Consider the following 19,072-nt stretch of genomic DNA (forward strand, 5'->3'; position numbering starts at 1 on the left):
GATGAACCAGCAGATCCGCAAATCCGTTGCACCGGCAAAAGGGATGCAGCCGGCCCTCGTCCCCGAAGGCCTGTTCGACCTGCGCTACGCAGCGTTCCTGGAGACGGTGTCGCATCTGCGCGTCAAGCTGCATCGGTACTGCGCGCGCATGACCGGCTCGGCCCTCGATGGCGAGGACATCATGCAGGAGGCGCTGTTCGAGGCCTATCGCAAGATCGAACGGCTCGACGATGCGCAGGCGCTGCGGCCCTGGCTGTTCCGCATCGCCCACAATCGCTGCATCGACTTCATCCGCAACCGCCGCGCGCGGCAGCGGGCCGAGGCCGGCTATGCCGGCGACGACATCGTGCCGCCCGTCGAGCCCGCCGGTCCCGGCGCGGGCCGTGCCATCGAGCGGCTGGTCGTGCATCTGCCGCCGAAGGAGCGCGCCTGCGTGCTGCTCAAGGATGTCTTCGACCATTCGCTTGAAGAAATCGCCGATCTGGTCGGCTCGACCACCGGGGGCGTCAAATCGGCGCTCAACCGTGGCCGCGCCAAGCTCGCCGCCTTGCCGGCGCAGCCGGTCGCGGCACCAGCACACGACCCCGAACTGGCGCGGCTGCTCGATCGCTATGTAGAGCTCTTCAATATCAGGGACTGGGACGGGGTGCGGACGCTGGCCAGCGCCGATGCGCGGTTGCGGGTCTCGGACTGCTACAACGGCCTGCTGTCGGCCTCACCCTATTTCGTCGAATATGAGCGCAGCGAGCTGCCCTGGCGCATGCGGCGCGGCGCGATCGGCGGGGAAATCGTGCTGGTCCTTGACAGGCTGTATGGCGACGCCTGGCGGCCGGCGTATCTGGTGCGGATCCATGCCGCCGACGGCGTCATCGACCATATCACCGACTACTATGCCTGCCCGTGGATCCTGGACATGGCATCCGTCGACGCTGGATGAAGTGCCTTCCCTTCTCCCACAAGGGGGAAGGGAAGGCGGCCTCACTTGGCATCGTGAAAGATAATGCCGACCGTGTGGCGCATGCCTGAGCGCAGGCGGCTGACGCCGTGGCGCAAATTGACGCGGTAATTCCCCTTGCTTCCCTGCACCGGCCGGTTGTGGACGGCGAAGGCAACCGCGTCGCCCTGGCGCAGCGGCACCACCTCGACCCGGCTCTGCATGCGCGGCCGCTGTTCGGTCAGCGCGAACTCGCCGCCGGTGAAATCCTCGCCCGGTTCGGAAAGCAGGATCGCCACCTGCAGCGGGAAGGCGAGGTCGCCGTAAAGGTCCTGGTGCAGGCAGTTGAAGTCGCCCGGCACATATTGCAGCAACAGCGGCGTCGGCCGCGTCTGGCCGGCGGCGTGGCACTGTTCGAGAAACTCGGCATGCGTCGCGGGGTAGCGCATGGCTTGACCCATGCGCTCGTTCCACCGGTTGGCGACCTCGGCCAGCCTGAGATAGAGCGCGCTGCGCAGGCCGCCGAGCAGATCGGGCAAGGGATAGCGGAAATAGCGGTACTCGCCCTTGCCGAAGCCGTGCCTGGCCATGTGGATGTGGCTGCGGAAATGCTCTTCATGGGGATAGAGGCTGGCGATCTGCCGGCACTCTTCGGGCGCGAGCAGCTTTTCGATCACCGCGCAGCCGAAGCCGTCGAGGTCAGCGGCAAGGGCTGGCCAGTCGTAACCAACGATGCGCGTCTCAGCAGCTTCGACCACGGATGCGGCAACCTTGGCACGGGCGTTCATAGTGTTGCCTCCTTGTCGAGCAGGGCGCGCTTGCGCTCGACGCCCCAGCGGTAGCCGGCCAGCGTGCCGTCGGAGCGGACAACACGATGGCAGGGAATACCGAGCGCGATGGCGTTGGTCGCACAGGCCGTCGCCACGGCGCGGGCACCATTCGGCTGGCCAAGGCGGCGGGCAAGGGCGGTGTAAGTGATGGTGGCGCCGCACGGGATGGCGCGCAGCACGTCCCACACCCTCTGCTGGAATGGCGTGCCGTGGCGCATGTCGAGCGGCAGGTCGAGACCGATGCTGGGCGTTTCGATGAAGCGCGCTATCGCCGCGAGATCGTCGCGCAATCCGGCCTCGTCTTCGAGGAGCCTCTTGCCGGGGAAGCGGTTGCCGAGGTCCTGCTCCAGCGTGTCGGCGTCGGAGCCGATCAGGATGGCGCAGACGCCGATGCGGCTGCGCGCCGCCAGGATGTTGCCGATCGCGGATTCGCCGATGGCATAGGCGATGGTGTCGAGGGCGGCGGCGTTGCGGGCTATTGCCGTCGGTGCGGTCATTTGGGTTTGCATGAGGTTCATTGCCTTCACTCCTTTGTGTGTGACTGAACCCTACAGAGACGGCGTCCGGTCCTCACTCCGGTGCTTGCTTTCAAATTCAAATCGCAGGATCTGGGGCCGTTCACACTCGTCACGCGAGGCGGGTGACGGAGAGCTCGCCGAGCAGGAACACTTCGCCGGTCAGCAGGTGTAGCTCGATCTCGCCGGTCGTGGTGCGGCTCCACTCGGCTTTGCCGCCGTCGATTAGCTCGCCGATTGCGGTCATCACCAATGATTTTGCGTCATCGGCGCGCTTGTGGCGAGAACTGTCGCGGGTCTGGCTGTTCCCATTGGCGGTGTTGTCGGGAGACCTAGCCATCGCGCGCATTGCGGTCCGTCTCCTCAGGCCCGCGCAGACCGATGATCTGCTGGTCTCGACCCGCTCGATCCACCGGACCCCGCCTCGCGGTCGAGCAGCGCGCGCTTGCGCTCCGCGCCCCAGGCGTAGCCGGACAAGGCACCGTCCTTGCGGATCACGCGGTGGCAGGGAATGGCGACGGCAAGAGTGTTGGCAGCACAGGCGGCGGCGATGGCGCGGGTCGCTTTTGGAGCCCCGATGCGCTCCGCGATCTCGGCATAGGAAACCGTGTGGCCGACCGGGATGTCCTGCAAGGCCTGCCAGACCCGCTGCTGGAACGCGGTGCCGCGCACGTCGAGCGGCAGGTCGAGGCCGAGCGCCGGCGCCTCGACGAAACCGACGACGCGGGCGACCAGCGCCTCATAGTCGCGGTCGCCGCCGATCAGCCGCGCCCTGGGGAAACGGTCCTGCAGGTCGCGCACCAGCGCGTCGGGATCGTCGCCGAGCAGGATCGAGGCGACGCCTTTTTGGCTCGACGCCACCAGGATCGCGCCGAGTGAGGATTCGCCGACGGCAAAGCGGATTTCTTCATGGGCGCCGCCGGCGCGATAGCGCGTCGGCGTCATGCCGAGCATGCCGGTGGATTTCTCGTAAAAACGCCCGCTCGAATTGAAGCCGGCGTCGTAGATCGCCACTGTCACGCTGGCGCCGTCCTCCAGGCCCTGACGGACGCGGGCGGCGCGCTGCGCGGCGGCATAGTCCTTCGGCGTCAGCCCGGTGACGGCCTTGAAGACGCGATGAAAATAGCCGGCGCTGCGCCCGGCGGCCACCGCCAGTTCGGCGAGCGACGGTTCTTCCTCGCTCCGTTCGATCCTGCGACAGGCATCGGCGACCATCGCGGCATTGCCGGCCTCCAGCGACGGGCCATCCGGGTTGCAGCGCCGGCATGGGCGAAAGCCTGTCGCCTTGGCCTGATCAATCGTGTCGTGCAACTGCACGTTCTTCGGATTGGCGCGCCGCGACGGGCAGGAGGGCCGGCAATAGACACCGGTCGTCGCCACCGAATACCAGAACGCGCCATCGACCGATTTGTCGCGCGCAACGATGCGCGCCCAGCGCGGATCGTCGGCAACCGGGAGCGGCGTGGATTTTAGATTTCTCGCCAGGGTGATGAACATGGCCGGTATTGAAGCCGCCAAAAGCCGGCCTCGCCACCCGTTTCCTGCCAAGTGCCGCCGATCGCCGTCCCCCGAAGCCTCGTTCCTACGCCGCCCGCTTGGGTTCGATCGCAAATGGGCTGAGCCCGAGCCAGGTCTGCATCTTCCTCGCGATGTCCTGATCGCCGGTCAAGGCGACCTTTGCCCCGGCCTTCTCGACCGTGATCAACCCCATCCAGATCGCCGTCATCGTGTGCAAGTCGGTCGAAACGTAGAGATCGACGTCAAAGCCAGGGTCGTACCAGCACAGATCGACCTCGCCGTGCTTTTCGACGATTAGCCACCACGACCGTTTGGACGCCGGTAGCTCCTGATACAGAAATTGTATCACCGTGCGCCCTTCGGGCAGTGGCGAGGGGTTCAGGTTGCGCCGCATGTCCCACATCAGCAGCGACGGATCGAGGTTTTTCAGCGACAGCCGGGACTCGACCCATTTCTGTCCCCAGAAGCCCATCGCCTCGACGACCGGGCGCAAATCCCGGCCCGCTTCCGTCAGCCGATATTCGAAGATGCCTTTCTCGCCCGGCACTTCCTTGCGCTCGATGATCCCCGCCAGCTCAAGCTCCTTCAGCCGTTGCGACAGAAGGGTCGGCGACATTTTCGGGACGCCGCGGCGCAGGTCGTTGAAGCGGGTCGACCCCGCCACCAGTTCGCGCAGCAGCACCATCGTCCAGCGGGTGCAGAGCACCTCGGCGGCCATCGATAGCGGGCAGAACTGCTTGTATCCGTGCTGGGTCATGATTGGTGCCTCTCCCTCGAACCTGGGCTGAATATTAGGCCTTCCTGAATGAAGCGACCAGTACGGAAACTGTACTACCCCAGTACAGATCGCGGACTGGTTGGCGAGTGCCCTGCCATGCGAGCCCTTGGCCGGTGCACGGGATACCCTGTGCGCAGCAACCAGGAGACGACCCATGACCGCTTATATTATCGCAGACATCAAGGTGAAGGACCCGCAGTGGATGCCGTCCTATGCCGCATCGGTGCACGACCTCGTCCACAAGCATGGCGGCAGATATCTGTCGCGCAGCGGCAACGTGACGACGCTTGAAGGCAAGCCGCTCGACACCACGCTGATCGCCCTGATGGCGTTCCCATCGGAAGCGGCGGCGCGCGCCTTCACCAACGATCCGGCCTATGCGCCCTTCGTCTCGGCCCGTCAGGATGGCAGCGACAGTCGTTTCCAGATGATCGACAACACCGATCTGGCCGGAACGATCCCGTATCTGCCGAAGGGATGATCCTTCCCGGCAGTCGTCACATCGATTTCGGGATCTCGAAGCAACAACAGTCACAGCCCTTGCGTGTTGGGCCCCCGTATTTTCGGCGGCCGGCCAGCTGTGCTTTTTCAAGAAGAATGGAATGAAGATGATTTCAAACTTTTGCAACAGGCTTCTCATGGCGGGGGCCATGCTGGCCGTCTGCACCGCGTTCGCGCAGGCCCATCAGGAAGCGGCTGCGCCCGCGTCCGGCCCCAATCCGCTGGCCGACAAGGTACGGGCTGCCAACAGCCGGTTTGTCGACGTCAAGGCCGCGACGGCCGAGGGCTATGCGCCCATCCCATGCGCCAGCGGCATCACCGGCGGCGCCATGGGCATCCACTACGTCAACGGCCAGTATCTGAAGGACGACAAGATCGACATCGCCCGTCCCGAAGCCGTGATGTACGAGCCGATGGCCGACGGCACGCTGAAGCTGGTGGCGGTCGAATACATCACCTCGAAGGGGCCGGCGTCGCTGGACGGACAGCTGTTCAACTTCAACAGCGCGCCCAACCGCTACGGCCTGGGCGAGTTCTACGAACTGCATGTCTGGGCCTGGAAGGGCAACCCGACCGGCACCTTCGCCGACATGAACCCGAAAGTGTCATGCGAACACGCGATGGCGCCGAGCCAGTAGCCGGCAAGGCCAGGCGGCGCCAATGCCGCCTGGCCACTCGCCCGAAGCCCGTGGGGGGTTGTCGGCTTCAGCCAGGCCCGGTCATTGTGACGCCGGATCGGGGATCGCCAATCCCACCTCGGTGATATTCTGGATCGCTTCCGGCAGCAGGAAACGCCCCGTCAGGGACCAGACCAAGGACACGACAAGGATCGACAGGTAGCCATCCACGGCATAGTGCCAGCCGGTGTAGACCGAGCCGAACAGGATAAAGGCGGCAAAGGACCAGCCGACAGTGGCCCAGCGACGACCGAAGCTGGCCAGGAAGAATGCATTGAGCGTGGCCATTGCGACGTGCACGCTTGGCATGGCGGAGATGCCGGTACCCAGCTCCGGGCGACCACTTTCGTAGGCTGCAAACAGATAGCTGGCATAGGCATGGACCGACGCCGCGTAGCCGTTTTGCGCCAGGGCGATTTGCAGTCCGGCAAACCGGTCTCCGCCGTAGAACTGGTCGTAGAATATCGGGCCGGTGGACGACAAGACTGTCGCAAGAACGGTACCGCACAGGATCGTGGTCAGCGCAAATGCCCAGAGATAGCGCAAGCGCCTGGCCGGGCTGTTCCAGAAGGCGACGAAGAGCACGGTGCCAAACCATTGCACGAACCATGCATATCCGTAGCCGGCGAAAATGGCGAACGAGACTGGTTCGGGAATGATGTTGTGCGCCCATGCCCAGGGATTGGTGCCATGCAGCTGAAGATCGAGCTCCGCCAGGGCGCGGTCGGCATAGAATGGGACGATGTCCGGGATTGCGATTTTCAAGGTGGTGAAGGCGGTGATGCCGAGAAAGAACAAAAGGATGACGGGCGCGGCTGCCAGCCAACGCTGCCTGAGCGTGTCGAGCATGAACCTGGTCGGATTGTCCCTGGCGAATGCCAGCGCCATCAGGCCGAGCCCAGCCGCCAGAAGCGCGGGCAACAAGAAGGCGAACGGCTTGGCATAGGATTGGGCCAGATGCAGATAGCGATCCGGCTGCAGGTAAAGAGCGGTCACGGCATAGGTCAGACACAGGGCAGTCAGCAGCCAGCCGCTCCTGGTTGCCGCGATGTCTAGGTCAAGAGGGGCAGACGAGCGGCTGTTATCGCCGCGCTGCCCGGTGTACGCATTCATCGGAGGACATCCCGCCAGCTGCCCAGAAAACTGTTATGGAGTATTTCGCAGAGAATGTATTACCGTCTGGTTACACTTTCATCGAAGTAAAATTAAAAATATTAGAAAGTTATAATGCAAAATTTGTTGGCAAGGATTCATTGACGAAGATGTCGCGCCGCAACGCACCGGCATCATTCGCCGCCATCCGAGGCTTTCGACTGTTGCAGGCTGCCGTCATCGAGCTTCGGCCAAGACAGAGGGCCATCGCCTGGGCGGCGATGGCCCTGCAATCAGGCGGCCTTGATCAGGCCGAGCTGGGTGAGGGCGGCGACGCCGTCGTCAAGGCCGATCTCCTCCACGATCCTGCTGTCGACCACTTTCAGCACGGTGGTGCCGGTGAAGCGCATGGTGCGGCCGGTGGCGGCCGGCAGCGAACCGACGAGGAAATCGCTGAACGCCGGGCCGGTATGCGTGCCGCCGCCCTCCCACTGGCCGACGACATAGTCGCCTTCGGCGATGAGGTCGGCGGTGGCCCAGAAGTTGAGGTCCGGGAAAGCGGCGCGGAAGTCGGTCATGAAGGCCTTGATGTCGTCGCGGCCGCAGCGCGGCTCGTGCAGCGAGTATTTCAGCAGCATGTCGGGTGCTGAGATGTCGTCGACGACCGACAGATCGCAGGTTTCACCCCAGAAATCGGTGAACCATCTGATGACGACGGCCTTGTTGTCTTCCTGTTTGGTCATTGGGAGGTCCTCTTTGTTGTTTGGGGATCACCGGTCTTCGCCGGTGACCTGGGGCCATGACTAGGACGATCCGGCGGGCGCAAAACTCCGGTTCTTGCCGGCCAATCGAAAGGCGGGGAGGCGTCGATGCCGAGGCCAAGGCATAATAAACAGACCGGGCGGATTGTTTTTGCCGTGCTTCAGGTCTATCTCATGGACGCGGACGCCACGTCACGCGTCGCGCAGGTTTGTTGGAAGTCGCCATGGACAATGTTTCCCGTTCCGAACGATCCCGAAGCGCCATCATCCAGGCGGCGCTCGCCATCATCGCGCGGGATGGACCGGGCCGGCTGACGCTGGACGCCATCGCCCGCGAGGGTGGCCTCAGCAAGGGTGGCGTGATGCATCAGTTCCGCACCAAGGAAGCGGTGCTGAAGACGCTGCTGGAGAACCAGGTCGAGTTCTTCGAGAACTTCTCCAGGGATTATCTGGCCAGCGCGGACATGAAGGAAGCGCAACTCTCGGCACAGATCGCGGTGCAACGCAAAGCCATCGCGGAGCCGCATTCGGTGGCCTTCGGCCTGCTCGGTGCCCTGGCGGAGAACCCGGCGCTGCTTTCGGGCCTGCGTGAGACCGATGCCAGGAAGGTCGAGGCCATTCGATCCGAGGCTGCCGACCCCGATCTCGCGACGCTTCGCCTGTTCGCGGCCAAAGGCATTGCCCTGTCGACAATGATGGGCATCTGCTCGCTGTCGGATGAGGATCGGGAGCGGCTGTTCGAGCGCCTCCTCGACAACGGACAGTGGCCGGACTCTGCTGCCGCCAAGGACCGCCCAACTTCCCCTTCAGCCGGCGATTAAAATAAAAACCGACTAGACGGTTTGCAAATCGGATTTTGCCTGTTATACGAACACCCAACGCAAGAGCGAGGGGTGCAGGCATGTTTCGGCCGGGGACGAAGTGCGGTGCTGGATGGCCCGCAAGCAACTGGCAACTGGCCAGGCTGAAGGTTTCCGGCGCAGCGTCTCCGGCTCATGGGCGCATGTCGGCGGAGGCGACGCCTGTCGCCGGCGGGCATGGCATGCGATCCTTGATCTCTTGGCCACTCGCTACATGGCGACCCACCGCATTCAGTTTCACGCCGCTGGTGGCCACCGGCCTCGTCCTGTGCGCCGTCGACCTGATGACGGCCCTGCTGGCAATGCGGCTGTTTGACCGCCTGCGCGCCGCCGCACCTGGTCCAGATCCCTGGGCGTTGTCGGATTATCGGCCACAGACGCCGCTACTGGTGCTGGCGGCGGTGCTCGCCTTGCTGCCGCTGCTTCATCTTGCGTCGAAGGTTCTCGCCCATGCCGCGCAAAAGCCGTCGCGCCGGCATGCGTGGTTGCGCGCCGTCCGCATGACGCTGTGCGTACCGGCGAGCCTCTGCCCGGTCACCGTCATCACCCTTTTGCTTACAACAGGACATTAAGGCATTGAAAATGCACAAGACCATCAGGACTTCTCTTGAGCGGCTCACGGTTGCACAGAGACGCAGAACCGCTCCCTCTCTTTGTTTTGACGCAATTCCGGACGGAAAACCGCTACGCACTTTTCCTGGAATTGCTTTGGTCATCGCCGGGCTCTGCGTGAGCGTCCAGGGCTGCGTCAGCGCAAATCCGGTCGCCTATTCGGGACTGTCGTCGTCAGCTGAGCTCGCCCCCAATCCGCGAGACGATTCCGGGCGGGTTCCCTATAGCTATTCGACCGCGGTGGACTGGGGAAAATACAGCGGCGTCATCGTCGATCCCGTCGTCATCTATCGGGGCGCGGACGGGCAGTTCGGGAAGATGTCGGCAAGCGACAAGGCTTCGATCGCCGGCTACATGCAGGCCCGGTTTACCGAAAGGCTGAAGAGCCGGTTCGTGCTCGCCGGCAAGCCGGGGCCGAACACATTGCGCGTGCGGCTGACGCTGACCGGCGCGAAAGCCAACACGCCGGTTCTTGGCACGCTGTCGCGCTTCGACATCGCCGGCGGCGTCTACAACACCGTGCAGACCGCTCGCGACCGGGAAGGGTCGCTGACCGGCTCCGTCATCTACGCCGTGGAAATCTTCGATGCCCAGACCGATCGCCTGCTGAAGGCGTTCGTCACCAAGCAATATCCGAGCCCGATCAACATCAAGGCCAGCATGCAGCCGCTGGCCGCCGCGCAGGCCGGCATCGACAAGGGTGCGGATGCGCTTGTCGCTCAGTTGAAATGACCAGGCCTGAAAGCCGCTTTTTCACTCTTGATGAAACGGCGATTTGCCGGGAACCAAGCCAGTAGGAGCGCCGGGCCATGGAGGCCATTTCAATTGCCTGGTTCTTCAGCTGGCAGCTCTGGTTGACGGCTTTGAGCCTGATCGAAGGACATCCGATGCATCGTGTGATTTTTCGTACAATCCTCCTGATGGGCGCACTGGCCTTGCTCGGCTGCGAACGAAGCAGCCCTTTCGGCAAGCCCGAACAGCCGGCAAAATCCGCCGCGCAAGTGGTGATATCGCCGTGACATATCGGCGAGCACCGTGAACGGCTGAACACGGTCGTGCCGCGCGGATCGTTTCGCACCACCCCAACGGTAACTGTTTCTTCTCTGGTTTTGCTGCAGATTGTCCCGCTGCGGGGATGAGCGAAACAGACGATGACGCGTCAGGACAAGAAAAGTCGCAATGGAACGTTCTGGGCCAAGGCCCTGGAACGCGCCCATCTTGGCGTCTGGGACTGGGATCTTGCGACCGGCGACTGCTTCTATTCCGCGACCTGGGCGCGGATGCTGGGCTATGATGAAAGCGAACTTGCCAACGCCAGCGACCTGTGGCTGCAGCTGACCCATCCCGACGATCGCGAGCGGGCGCTGGCAAGCGGCGACCGCCACATTGCCGGACAGACCGACGCCATCGAGACCGAACTCAGGCTGAAGCACAAGCTGGGCCATTGGGTGTGGGTGCTCGATCGCGGCGGCATCGTCGAGCGCGACGCGGACGGGCGGCCGCTGCGGCTGATGGGCGTGCAGACCGACATCACCTGGCAGAAGGCGACCGAAGCCGAGCTCGAACAAGTCAATGTGCGCTTCCGCCTGGCGCTCGCCGCCAGCGGCACCGGCATCTGGCACCACGACATCGCCACCAGCAAGAGCTATTGGGACACCCGCACCAGGGATATATTCGGCCTCGTTGCGGACACCGACGAGGTGACGGCCGACCTTTGGCACACCTATCTGCATCCCGACGACAAGGAGGCCACCGAGCGTGCCCACCAGGCGGCAGTCGGAACGGACGGCGTCATCGCCAATCAATACCGCATCATCAGGCGCGACGGCGAGCTCCGCCATGTCGAATCGCTGGTCCGCTTCATCGCCGCCGCGGGTGCCGCGGGCCAGATCCTCGGCACGGTGCGCGACATCACCGAGGAAAAGCTGCGCCAGCAGGAGCTCGCCTATGCGGCCCGCCATGACGCGCTGACCGGCCTGTGGAACCGCTCTGCCTTCGACCGGCTGCTCGCCGACCATATCGCGGCAGGTGCGCCGCTGGCGGTGTTCTATGTCGATCTCGACTACTTCAAGGCGCTCAACGATTTTGCCGGCCACGCCGCCGGCGACCTGGCGCTGAAGAGCGTAGCCGCCGGCATCCGCGCTTGCCTGCCGCCATCGGCGCATGCGGCACGGCTGGGCGGCGACGAATTCGCGTTGCTGGTGCCGCATTGCGACACCGCGCAGGCCGAGCGGATCGCCACTGCGGTGCTTGGCGCGGTGCGCGAAGCCGATCTCGGCCCGGCCGCGTCGACGCGCAAGCTGGCGGCCTCGATCGGTATCGCCTTCGTCGATGACGCCAGCACCACGGTGGCCGACGCGCTGGCCTGCGCCGACGACGCCTGCTACGCGGCCAAGGCTGCCGGACGCAACCGTTTCGCTGTCTTCTCCATCAAGACGGCATCGGGATCGGGCGGGCTGAATGCGGCGCGCATCGCCGCCGACACCGTCGATGCCATGGAAGACGGACGGCTGAAACTGTTCGGCCAGGAAATCCATCGGCTGGGCAGACCCTGGCAAGAGAGCCGCCATGTCGAAGTGCTGGCGAGGCTCGCCGCGCGCAATGGCCGCCTGGTGCCGCCCGGCGAGTTCATTCCGGTGGCCGAGCGGTTCGGCATCGCTTCCAGGCTCGACCGCTGGATCATCCGCACCGCGCTGTCGCGGCATGGCGCGGCCTTGCGCTCGGGCGCGCTGACGCTCGGCTTCAACCTGTCGGCGCAGACGCTGAGCGATCCGCAGCTGTGGGCGTTCGTCGACAGCGTCATCGAGCAGACCGGGGCGCCGCATTCGGGCATCGGCTTCGAGATTACCGAGACCGCCGCGGTCACGAATTTCGACGCCGCCGAACAATTCGTGCGCAAGGCGCGCGAGCGGCACTGCCGGGTCAGCCTCGACGATTTCGGCGCCGGCATGAGTTCGTTCGAATATCTCAGGCGCTTCCCCGTCGACACCATCAAGATCGACGGTTCCTTCATCGAGCACATCACGCAAAGCCGCTTCGACCGCGAGATCGTGCTGGCTATCACCAGCATTGCCCGCAGCCTGGGCTGCGATGTGGTGGGTGAGAAGATCGAACGGCAGGACACGTTGACGATGCTGAGCGACATGGGCGTCGCCTTCGGCCAGGGGTTTCTGCTGCACCGGCCGGAACCGCTGGAGGCGATCGTTTCGCGCGCGACCGAGGTGGTGGCGACCCGCAAGGCATCGTGATCCAGCGTGTATTGAGATTCAGGCCGGCCGGCCTGAATCTCAACACGTCTTAGCCGGTTCGCCGCGCCGTCGATTGCGGAAACTCCAGCACTCCAGCCTCGGCTGGCCTGTGCTGTGCTTCCGCCACCGTTTCGATCAACAGATCGAGGGCGTCACATGCCGTGCGGCTCGTCTCGTCATTGCCCTGCAGATAGTGATAGGCGCGTTCGAGATGGATGCGGGCGGCTGAAAAATCACTGGTCAATGGTCTCTCCATGATCCCACCCTAATGTATCTTGCCGGGCCTGGCGGAAGGCGGGGTAAATATCCACAGGCGGCTTTTATTCAAATGCCACCGAATCTAGCGCGCACTGTCAGGAGCGAAGTCTCCAACTCTTTGCCGTGTCTTGCTGCGCGGCTAGACTGCGACCTTCCTTGTCCGAGGTGAGATCGATGATCGTCCAGGCCTGCATCAACGGCGCGCGTCCCCGTGAATTCCACCCCAGGCTGCCGCTGACTGCGCAGACGATGGCCAGCGACGCCGCGGCCTGCGTCGCCGCCGGTGCGGCGGAACTGCACATCCACCCGCGAAGCATTGACGGGCGCGAAAGCCTGGCGGCCGTCAATGCCACCGTGCTGGCGGTGCGCCAGGCCTGCCCGGGCACGCTGGTCGGCGTGTCGACCGGCGCCTGGATCGAGGACGATGTCGAGCGGACCCGCACCGCGATCGGCGGCTGGCGGGAACTGCCCGACTATGCCTCGGTCAATCTGTCGGAGGTCGATGCGCCTGGGGTCATGGAGCTGCTGCGCAATCGTGGCGTCGGCATCGAGGCCGGGCTTGCCACCCTCGCCGACGCCGAACGCTTCGTCGGTCTTGCCGACCACGGCCGCGTGCTGCGCATCCTGATCGAGATTGACATCCGGGATCTGCCGGCCGCGCTGGACGAGGCGCATGGCATCGCCGCAGTGCTCGAGCGTGCCGGGGTGCGGCGGCCGATCCTGCTGCACGGCGTCGACGCCACGGTCTGGCCGTTCGTCGAGCTGGCGCATCGCAAGCGCTGGTCGACGCGGGTTGGGCTGGAAGACGGCAAGACGCTCGCCGACGGCAGGACGGCGAGGGACAATGCGGAAATCGTTGCGGCGGCCGTGGCGATTTTTCGGCCGGTGCCGGCCGGCTGAACGGCCGTCTGCCTCAGGCTTGTCCGCTGGTCGGTGCTGTCCAGCTGCGCAAAATGTGTTTCTGGATCTTGCCGGATGCGGTGCGCGGCAGCGCCTGCGTGAGCAAAAACTCCTTCGGCACCTTGTAGCGGGCGATGCGTGCGCTGCAGTGGCTTGCCAGATCAGCCGGATCGACGACGCAGCCGGGTTTGACTACGATGAAGGCGCGCCCGACTTCGCCCCAGCGTTGGTCGGCGACGCCGATCACGGCCGCCTCGGCGATGGCGGGGTGGTCGAGCAGCGCCATCTCGATTTCGACCGGGTAGACGTTCTCGCCGCCGGAGATGAACATGTCCTTGCGGCGGTCGACGAGGGTGACGAAGCCTTCGTCATCCTGCCGCCCGATGTCGCCGGTGCGGAACCAGCCACCGGCGGTGAAGGCGCGCGCTGTCTCCTCCGGCCGGTTCCAGTAGCCTGATGTGACGCTGGGACCTGACAGCCATATCTCGCCTGGCTCGCCGGCGGCGACGTCGCGGCCATCCTCGCCGACGATGCGCAGGCCGATCGTCGGCGCGGCAAGACCCGCCGAGCCCGCCTTGCGGGCGATCCGGTCGGCCTCGACAGGCATGCCGAGCACGGTGCCGGCTTCCGTCATGCCGAAGCCGTCGACCATGCGCACGCCTTTTGCCAGCCACCAGAGGATGTCGGCGGCCGGATTGGGCGCGCCGCCGGTGAAGATGGCGGTGAGCGAGGTCCAGTCCACAGGCGCAAACCCCGGATGGTCGCGCAGCATTCTGGCCATTTGCGGCACGCAGAAATAGTGGGTGACGCCAAGCGCGGGATCGGCGAGGCGACGGTTGGTGAGGCCGGCATCGAAGCCGGGTGAGATCAACACCGTGCCGCCCTGCAGCAGGGGTGGACGCAAGCTGGCGATGAGGCCGATGACATGGAACATCGGCGTGTCGCAGAGGAAGATGCTGGCATTGCCGACCCGCCCCAGCACGCCGAAATTGACCGCTGTGGCCAAGGCGTTGCGCTCGGTGACGATGACCCCTTTCGGCCGGCCCGACGTGCCGGACGTGTAGAGGATAATCGACGGCGTATCGTCCGCCGGCAACGGGCGGCGCGGCGCCGGTGCATGCGCCTCGACCGCCGCCGCGAAGGCAGCGACTTCGACCGGCATGCAGCCGTTGGGCGGCGCCATATCGAGGGCCGAGTCATGCAGCAGCAACACCGGATCGCAATCCTGGAGGATCGTCTTCTGTTCGGCACCGGCGAGCCGCCAGTTGAGCGGCACGAAGATGGCGCCGAGCCGCATCGCAGCCTGCTGCAGGACAAGCAAGTCGGCGCTGTTGCGGGCGATCGTCGCGATCCGTTGCCCGGCCGCGATGCCATAGCCGGTTTCGAGAACGCCGACGGCGCGCTGGATAGCCTCGTCGAGTGCGAAGTAAGTCCAGCGACGGCCGGATCCCAAGTCGACACAAGCGACACGATCCGGCTGCGTCCGGGCGTGCAGGGCCACGGGGTCTGATGTCGTCCATGCCGGCATCTGCATCTCCTCCCCAGGGTTGCGTTATGCTTGCACGGTCACCTTGCCTTGTCGTAGGCGCCGAGACCGGGCTTGTAGCTCTTTTCGTCGATGAACTGACGGATGCCTTCCTTGCGGCCCTCATTGTCGTGGAAATTGGCCGCCTCTTGCGCGCGCACGAGATAGTCCTCGGCATTGTCGTAGGTCATCTCGGCGACGCGACGGATGGCATCCTTGGTCGCCTTCAGGGCAATCGGGTTCTTCTTCAGCAAGATTGTGGCGACCTCGGTGACACGCGCCTTCAGATCCGCCAGCGGCAGGCTTTCATTGACCAGCTTCCAGGCGGCGGCCTTCCTGCCGTCGATCAGTTCGCCAGTCAGCGCGTGGTACATGGCGTCTCGCATCGACAGGAGGTCGACCACCACCTTGGTGGCACCACCGCCAGGCAGGATGCCCCAGTTGATCTCGGACAAAGCGAACTGCGCCTCGTCGGCGGCGAAGGCGAGGTCGCAAGCGAAGAGCGGGCCATAGCCGCCGCCGAAGCACCAGCCATTGACCATGGCGATGGTCGGCTTGCCGTACCAACGCAGCCTCCGCCACCAGCCATAAGCTTCGGATTGCGCCTTGCGGATGGCTCCCAGGCCCTTGGCTTCAGTCTCGCGGAAATACTCCTTGAGATCCATGCCCGCCGACCAGGCGCTACCTTCGCCGGACAACACCAGCACGCCGACATCGTCGCGGAATTCCAACTCGTCGAGAATCTCCATCATCCGCCGGTTGAGCGCCGGGTTCATGCAGTTGCGCTTGTCCGGGCGATTGAAGCGCACCCAGGCGATGCCGTTCTCGACGTCGAAGGCAGCGGTCTCTTCGGTCATGGTCAGGTCCTCCCGTTTCGCCGGTGGCATTGTGGAAATTGCTATGCGACATAGCTATTGTGTTTGCTATGTCGCATAGTCTTTTTCGCTTGACAAGGGCTTTGATCGCGGCGATCGGTTGCAACATGGACGAGGCTCACACCAGTCGCAGCACGCCAGGCGCGACACCCGAAGACGCGCTAGACGCGCAGATCGGCTACAATCTCAAACGCGCCTCGGCCTTTGCGCTCAATGATTTCGCGGTCGAACTGGCCGAGGCGGCGCTGCGCCCGGTCACCTATGGCATGCTGGCGCTGATCGACGAGAAGCCCGGCATCCGCGCCGCCGAACTCTGCCGCCTGCTCGGCATGAAGAGCGCCAACATGGCGCCGCTGCTCGCCGAACTGGAAGAGCGCGGGCTGGTCGAGCGCGACGACCATGCCGGCGACCGGCGCGTGCAGATGCTCACCCTTACGCAAGCCGCCAGGGAGGCCATGCCGGGATTGCGCCGGCAGGTTCGCCGGCACGAGGACCGGTTCCTGCACCGGCTGACAAAAAAGGAGCGGGCAACGCTGCTGCGCCTGCTGCGCCTGATCTGGACGGATGAAGAGGGCTAGCTGATCTCCCCGTCCGGCACCGAAACCCGCAGCAGCAGGGCGAAGAGCGCAATCACCGGCGGAACGACGAAGCACCGGACATTGGCGAAGGCAAAGCCGAGTGCCGCGGCGGCACAGCCGGCGGCGAAAACGGCGACCGCCACAGACATGCGCCGCAGGCGGGCAATGAGGGCAGGGCGGGCTTCGGGCGCGACGCCGCCGATGAGATCGGCGAGGTCGAGCATGAGCTGGGTGGTGGTGCCGGTCATCAGCGTCGACGGTGGTGCTGCCGCGAGATGGACGCGGTGCACTGCATTCTGGATCGCCATCGCGGCGACCAGGATCATGCCGGTGACGATGGCGGCCGCGCCGTCGCCGCTGGCGAAGGGGCCAAAGCGGATCGCAAGGGTGGCGCCGGCAATCAGCAGCGCCAGCTTGGCCGCCAGCAGCACGGCGAGCGCCGGCCGTCCCCGTCTGCGCAAGAGTTCACCCGCCAGCCGGGTCAGGATGACGACGATGCAGAAGACTGGCAGCGCCAGCAGCTTTGCCAGCACGCCCGAGATGCCGAGCACCAGCGAGGCGCCCAGGGTGACGAAATTTCCTGTGACATGCGCGGTGAACAGGCCCTGCAGCGCCAGGAACCCGGCCGTATCGACATAGCCGCCATTGAGGCTCAACAGCAGCGGCAGTGTGGGTTTCATGCGGCATCTCCGACCAGACTTGGCGGACAGCGTCTCATATCCCGGCGGGGCGTTCCACCTCGGCGCGGCTTCTTGCCGTCGCCCGCGGCCCTTGCCGTCGCCCGCGCGGCACCTTTGCCGTCGCCCCCGCCACACGAACGGCAAACTCGGATGTCACTCGAGGACCAACTGAATAAGACACCTCAGGCGCGGGGGGTCCAACGGAGCTTTGCATGTCGCTGTCCGGTACGACAAATCGCTACGGAAGCCTCGCCCAGGCATTTCACTGGCTGACGGCACTGCTTGTGCTCATCGCCTTCCTGGTCTCCGAAGGTGGCCCGCCGACGCGGGTCTATTCCGAGGCCCGCGCCTCGACGCTGCTGCTCCACGAGTCGCTCGGTTTCACCGTTTTCTGGCTGCTGGTCCTTCGTCTGATCTGGCGCCTGTTCGACCGCGTTCCCGATGCACCGCCGATGCCCGCATGGATGGACGTCGCCTCGAAGGTAACGCATTGGGCGCTCTATGCGCTTCTGTTCGCGGTTCCGGCGACTGCCATGCTCGGCGCATGGTTCGGCGGCCACCCGGTAACGGTCTACGGCTTTGGCGCCATTGGCCCGTTTTTCGGCCCGTGGGATGCCGGCGCATCGCTGGCGGACATCCACGGCACGCTTGGCGATATCATCCTATGGCTCGCCGGCCTGCACGCCGCCGCGGCCATCTTCCATCACGTCTTCCTTCGCGATCGCGTGCTAAGCCAGATGCTGCCCGGCTCCCTCGTTCAACGGGGAGAAATGCCCGGCAGGCAATGAGGGCGGCGCCGACTTAAACGATGAAGCGAACCGGCCCCTCTACAGCGCAACCACGTGTCCCACTCCCCGCCGTACCGCCTCGCGATAGGCGAGGTCGGCCGCCACCATGTCCTCCATGGCAACGCCCATGGCCTTGTAGACAGTGACCTGATCGGCGCTGATGCGCCCCGGCCGCAGCCCGAGCAGCATTTCGCCGAGTTCGGTTCCGGTTTGCGGATCGAGACCGGCGAGTTCGCAGGAACCGACCGGGGTCGGGGCGAAGGCTTCGCTTGTCTCGACGAACAGGCTGGCCCGCCTGATGAGGTCGACCGGCAGTTCGCCGCCGGGCGGTGCGACGCCCACCGACGAGACATGGGTGCCGGGGCGCACCCAGTCTGCCGAGATCACCGGTTCGTAGGAATGCGTCGCCAGGCAGACCACATCCGACGAGCGCACCGCGGCTTCAATATCGCTGACGGCGACGACCCCGGGATGCTGCGCGGCAAGCGCGTGCGCATCCGCGAATTCCTTCGAGACGACGCGGATCTCGTCGAAGTCGCGCACCAGCGGCAGAAGATGCAAGTGCTGGCTGGCTTGCACACCGGCGCCCACCACCGTCACGACCCTGGCGTCGCGACGGGCGAGTTCGCGCACCGACAACACGGCCGAGCCGGAGGTGCGCACGGCGGTGATGTAGGTGCCGTCCATGATGCAGACCGGCATGCCCGTCTGCGGGTCGAACAGATGGATGGTGGCGAGATGACTGGGGATGCCTTTGGCGATGTTGCCTTCGAAGACGTTGACGATCTTCACCGTCAGATGCATGCCCGCCATCCATGCCGGCATCGCCAGCGAATAGCCGGCTTGCGGAACATCAAGCTGCGGCCGCGCCGGACTGACGATCTTGCCGCCGGACAGCGCCTTGAAGCCGCCGGCCAGCGCGTCGAGAAGCTGGCGAAGGTCGATGCATGTTTTCACCTCGGCTTCGCTCAAGAGGAGCACTGGCGTATCGTCCTTGGCTTGAGCGCTGTGGGAGATCGATAGGGCTGATGTCATGGGATACGCTTTCGTTGTCGGCTGGAGTACACGGCAACGGTATTGCGATCTGACGGCGTGATGAAATATGCTGTTTTTACGATTTTGGCGTGACTATCACGCTTGTT

At 64.8% G+C, this 19,072-nt stretch carries 23 protein-coding genes; 11 read left to right on the forward strand and 12 right to left on the reverse strand.

What is annotated here, in order from left to right; genetic code table 11:
* Position 1 precedes the first annotated feature (1 nt).
* Complete coding sequence (locus tag B5V02_RS07040) at positions 2-937, forward strand: sigma-70 family RNA polymerase sigma factor (protein ID WP_111543418.1); 936 nt, start codon at positions 2-4, stop codon at positions 935-937.
* 41 nt (positions 938-978) lie between these two features.
* Here B5V02_RS07040 and B5V02_RS07045 read toward each other — a convergent pair whose 3' ends face one another.
* The 5 genes from B5V02_RS07045 to B5V02_RS07065 all read right to left on the reverse strand — a co-directional run bounded on the left by B5V02_RS07045 (position 979) and on the right by B5V02_RS07065 (position 4,554).
* Positions 979-1,722 carry a 2OG-Fe(II) oxygenase gene (locus B5V02_RS07045; RefSeq protein ID WP_111543419.1) on the reverse strand — a complete coding sequence of 248 codons (744 nt, stop codon included), beginning with the start codon at positions 1,720-1,722 and terminating at the stop codon, positions 979-981.
* Positions 1,719-2,282, reverse strand: a complete 564-nt coding sequence (locus B5V02_RS07050) for a methylated-DNA--[protein]-cysteine S-methyltransferase (protein ID WP_111543420.1) — start codon at positions 2,280-2,282, stop codon at positions 1,719-1,721. The genes B5V02_RS07045 and B5V02_RS07050 overlap by 4 nt, the downstream gene beginning before the upstream one ends.
* 109 nt (positions 2,283-2,391) lie before the next feature.
* A complete protein-coding gene (locus B5V02_RS07055) occupies positions 2,392-2,628 on the reverse strand; it encodes a hypothetical protein (protein ID WP_111543421.1) in 237 nt (78 codons plus the stop codon).
* Between the two features lie 14 nt (positions 2,629-2,642).
* Positions 2,643-3,776, reverse strand: a complete 1,134-nt coding sequence (gene ada, locus B5V02_RS07060) for a bifunctional DNA-binding transcriptional regulator/O6-methylguanine-DNA methyltransferase Ada (RefSeq protein ID WP_111543422.1) — start codon at positions 3,774-3,776, stop codon at positions 2,643-2,645.
* An 85-nt stretch (positions 3,777-3,861) separates the two neighbouring features.
* Positions 3,862-4,554, reverse strand: coding sequence for a winged helix-turn-helix transcriptional regulator (locus B5V02_RS07065; protein ID WP_111543423.1), 693 nt, complete (start codon positions 4,552-4,554; stop codon positions 3,862-3,864).
* Positions 4,555-4,729: 175 nt separating this feature from the next.
* On the opposite strand from B5V02_RS07065, the gene B5V02_RS07070 reads away from it, so the two are divergent.
* Positions 4,730-5,056, forward strand: a complete 327-nt coding sequence (locus B5V02_RS07070; protein ID WP_111543424.1) for a DUF1330 domain-containing protein — start codon at positions 4,730-4,732, stop codon at positions 5,054-5,056.
* A 121-nt stretch (positions 5,057-5,177) separates the two neighbouring features.
* Positions 5,178-5,714: a hypothetical protein gene (locus B5V02_RS07075; protein ID WP_245445742.1), complete on the forward strand. Its 537-nt coding sequence runs from the start codon at positions 5,178-5,180 to the stop codon at positions 5,712-5,714.
* A gap of 81 nt (positions 5,715-5,795) precedes the next feature.
* Here B5V02_RS07075 and B5V02_RS07080 read toward each other — a convergent pair whose 3' ends face one another.
* Together B5V02_RS07080 and B5V02_RS07085 are read right to left on the reverse strand one after the other, a co-directional pair.
* Positions 5,796-6,866, reverse strand: a complete 1,071-nt coding sequence (locus tag B5V02_RS07080) for a phosphatase PAP2 family protein (RefSeq protein ID WP_111543425.1) — start codon at positions 6,864-6,866, stop codon at positions 5,796-5,798.
* 272 nt (positions 6,867-7,138) lie between these two features.
* Positions 7,139-7,588: an ester cyclase gene (locus B5V02_RS07085; RefSeq protein ID WP_111543426.1), complete on the reverse strand. Its 450-nt coding sequence runs from the start codon at positions 7,586-7,588 to the stop codon at positions 7,139-7,141.
* A 242-nt stretch (positions 7,589-7,830) separates the two neighbouring features.
* Between B5V02_RS07085 and B5V02_RS07090 the strand changes: the two genes are divergently transcribed.
* From B5V02_RS07090 to B5V02_RS07110, 5 genes are all read left to right on the forward strand, one after another.
* Positions 7,831-8,427 (forward strand): TetR/AcrR family transcriptional regulator, encoded by a 597-nt coding sequence (locus tag B5V02_RS07090; protein WP_111543427.1) that lies wholly within the window; start codon positions 7,831-7,833, stop codon positions 8,425-8,427.
* 221 nt (positions 8,428-8,648) lie between these two features.
* The gene (locus B5V02_RS07095; RefSeq protein WP_146606020.1) at positions 8,649-9,038 is read left to right on the forward strand and encodes a hypothetical protein; all 390 of its coding nucleotides are present in this window, start codon (positions 8,649-8,651) and stop codon (positions 9,036-9,038) included.
* Between the two features lie 136 nt (positions 9,039-9,174).
* Positions 9,175-9,810: a DUF3313 domain-containing protein gene (locus tag B5V02_RS07100; protein ID WP_245445744.1), complete on the forward strand. Its 636-nt coding sequence runs from the start codon at positions 9,175-9,177 to the stop codon at positions 9,808-9,810.
* A 77-nt stretch (positions 9,811-9,887) separates the two neighbouring features.
* Positions 9,888-10,097: a hypothetical protein gene (locus B5V02_RS07105; protein ID WP_111543430.1), complete on the forward strand. Its 210-nt coding sequence runs from the start codon at positions 9,888-9,890 to the stop codon at positions 10,095-10,097.
* A 132-nt stretch (positions 10,098-10,229) separates the two neighbouring features.
* Entirely contained in the window at positions 10,230-12,326 is a 2,097-nt protein-coding gene (locus B5V02_RS07110) for an EAL domain-containing protein (RefSeq protein ID WP_111543431.1), read from the forward strand.
* A 49-nt stretch (positions 12,327-12,375) separates the two neighbouring features.
* Here B5V02_RS07110 and B5V02_RS07115 read toward each other — a convergent pair whose 3' ends face one another.
* Positions 12,376-12,570: a hypothetical protein gene (locus B5V02_RS07115; RefSeq protein WP_167458385.1), complete on the reverse strand. Its 195-nt coding sequence runs from the start codon at positions 12,568-12,570 to the stop codon at positions 12,376-12,378.
* A 188-nt stretch (positions 12,571-12,758) separates the two neighbouring features.
* Here B5V02_RS07115 and B5V02_RS07120 point away from each other — a divergent pair, with 188 nt between their 5' ends.
* Entirely contained in the window at positions 12,759-13,484 is a 726-nt protein-coding gene (locus B5V02_RS07120) for a 3-keto-5-aminohexanoate cleavage protein (RefSeq protein ID WP_111543433.1), read from the forward strand.
* A gap of 13 nt (positions 13,485-13,497) precedes the next feature.
* On the opposite strand, the gene B5V02_RS07125 is transcribed toward B5V02_RS07120, so the two are convergent.
* Positions 13,498-15,018, reverse strand: coding sequence for an AMP-binding protein (locus B5V02_RS07125; RefSeq protein WP_111543434.1), 1,521 nt, complete (start codon positions 15,016-15,018; stop codon positions 13,498-13,500).
* Positions 15,019-15,050: 32 nt separating this feature from the next.
* Complete coding sequence (locus tag B5V02_RS07130; protein ID WP_208647045.1) at positions 15,051-15,866, reverse strand: p-hydroxycinnamoyl CoA hydratase/lyase; 816 nt, start codon at positions 15,864-15,866, stop codon at positions 15,051-15,053.
* Between the two features lie 125 nt (positions 15,867-15,991).
* On the opposite strand from B5V02_RS07130, the gene B5V02_RS07135 reads away from it, so the two are divergent.
* Complete coding sequence (locus B5V02_RS07135; protein ID WP_111543801.1) at positions 15,992-16,462, forward strand: MarR family winged helix-turn-helix transcriptional regulator; 471 nt, start codon at positions 15,992-15,994, stop codon at positions 16,460-16,462.
* Here the strand turns inward: B5V02_RS07135 and B5V02_RS07140 are convergent.
* Positions 16,459-17,142: a YoaK family protein gene (locus B5V02_RS07140; protein ID WP_111543435.1), complete on the reverse strand. Its 684-nt coding sequence runs from the start codon at positions 17,140-17,142 to the stop codon at positions 16,459-16,461. The genes B5V02_RS07135 and B5V02_RS07140 overlap by 4 nt on opposite strands.
* 212 nt (positions 17,143-17,354) lie before the next feature.
* On the opposite strand from B5V02_RS07140, the gene B5V02_RS07145 reads away from it, so the two are divergent.
* Entirely contained in the window at positions 17,355-17,930 is a 576-nt protein-coding gene (locus B5V02_RS07145; protein WP_111543436.1) for a cytochrome b, read from the forward strand.
* A 39-nt stretch (positions 17,931-17,969) separates the two neighbouring features.
* Here B5V02_RS07145 and B5V02_RS07150 read toward each other — a convergent pair whose 3' ends face one another.
* Complete coding sequence (locus B5V02_RS07150; protein ID WP_111543437.1) at positions 17,970-18,965, reverse strand: ornithine cyclodeaminase family protein; 996 nt, start codon at positions 18,963-18,965, stop codon at positions 17,970-17,972.
* Between the last annotated feature and the right edge of the window lie 107 nt (positions 18,966-19,072).

The sequence above is a fragment of the Mesorhizobium kowhaii genome (genome assembly GCF_003253745.1).
Classification (GTDB): Bacteria; Pseudomonadota; Alphaproteobacteria; order Rhizobiales; family Rhizobiaceae; genus Mesorhizobium; species Mesorhizobium kowhaii.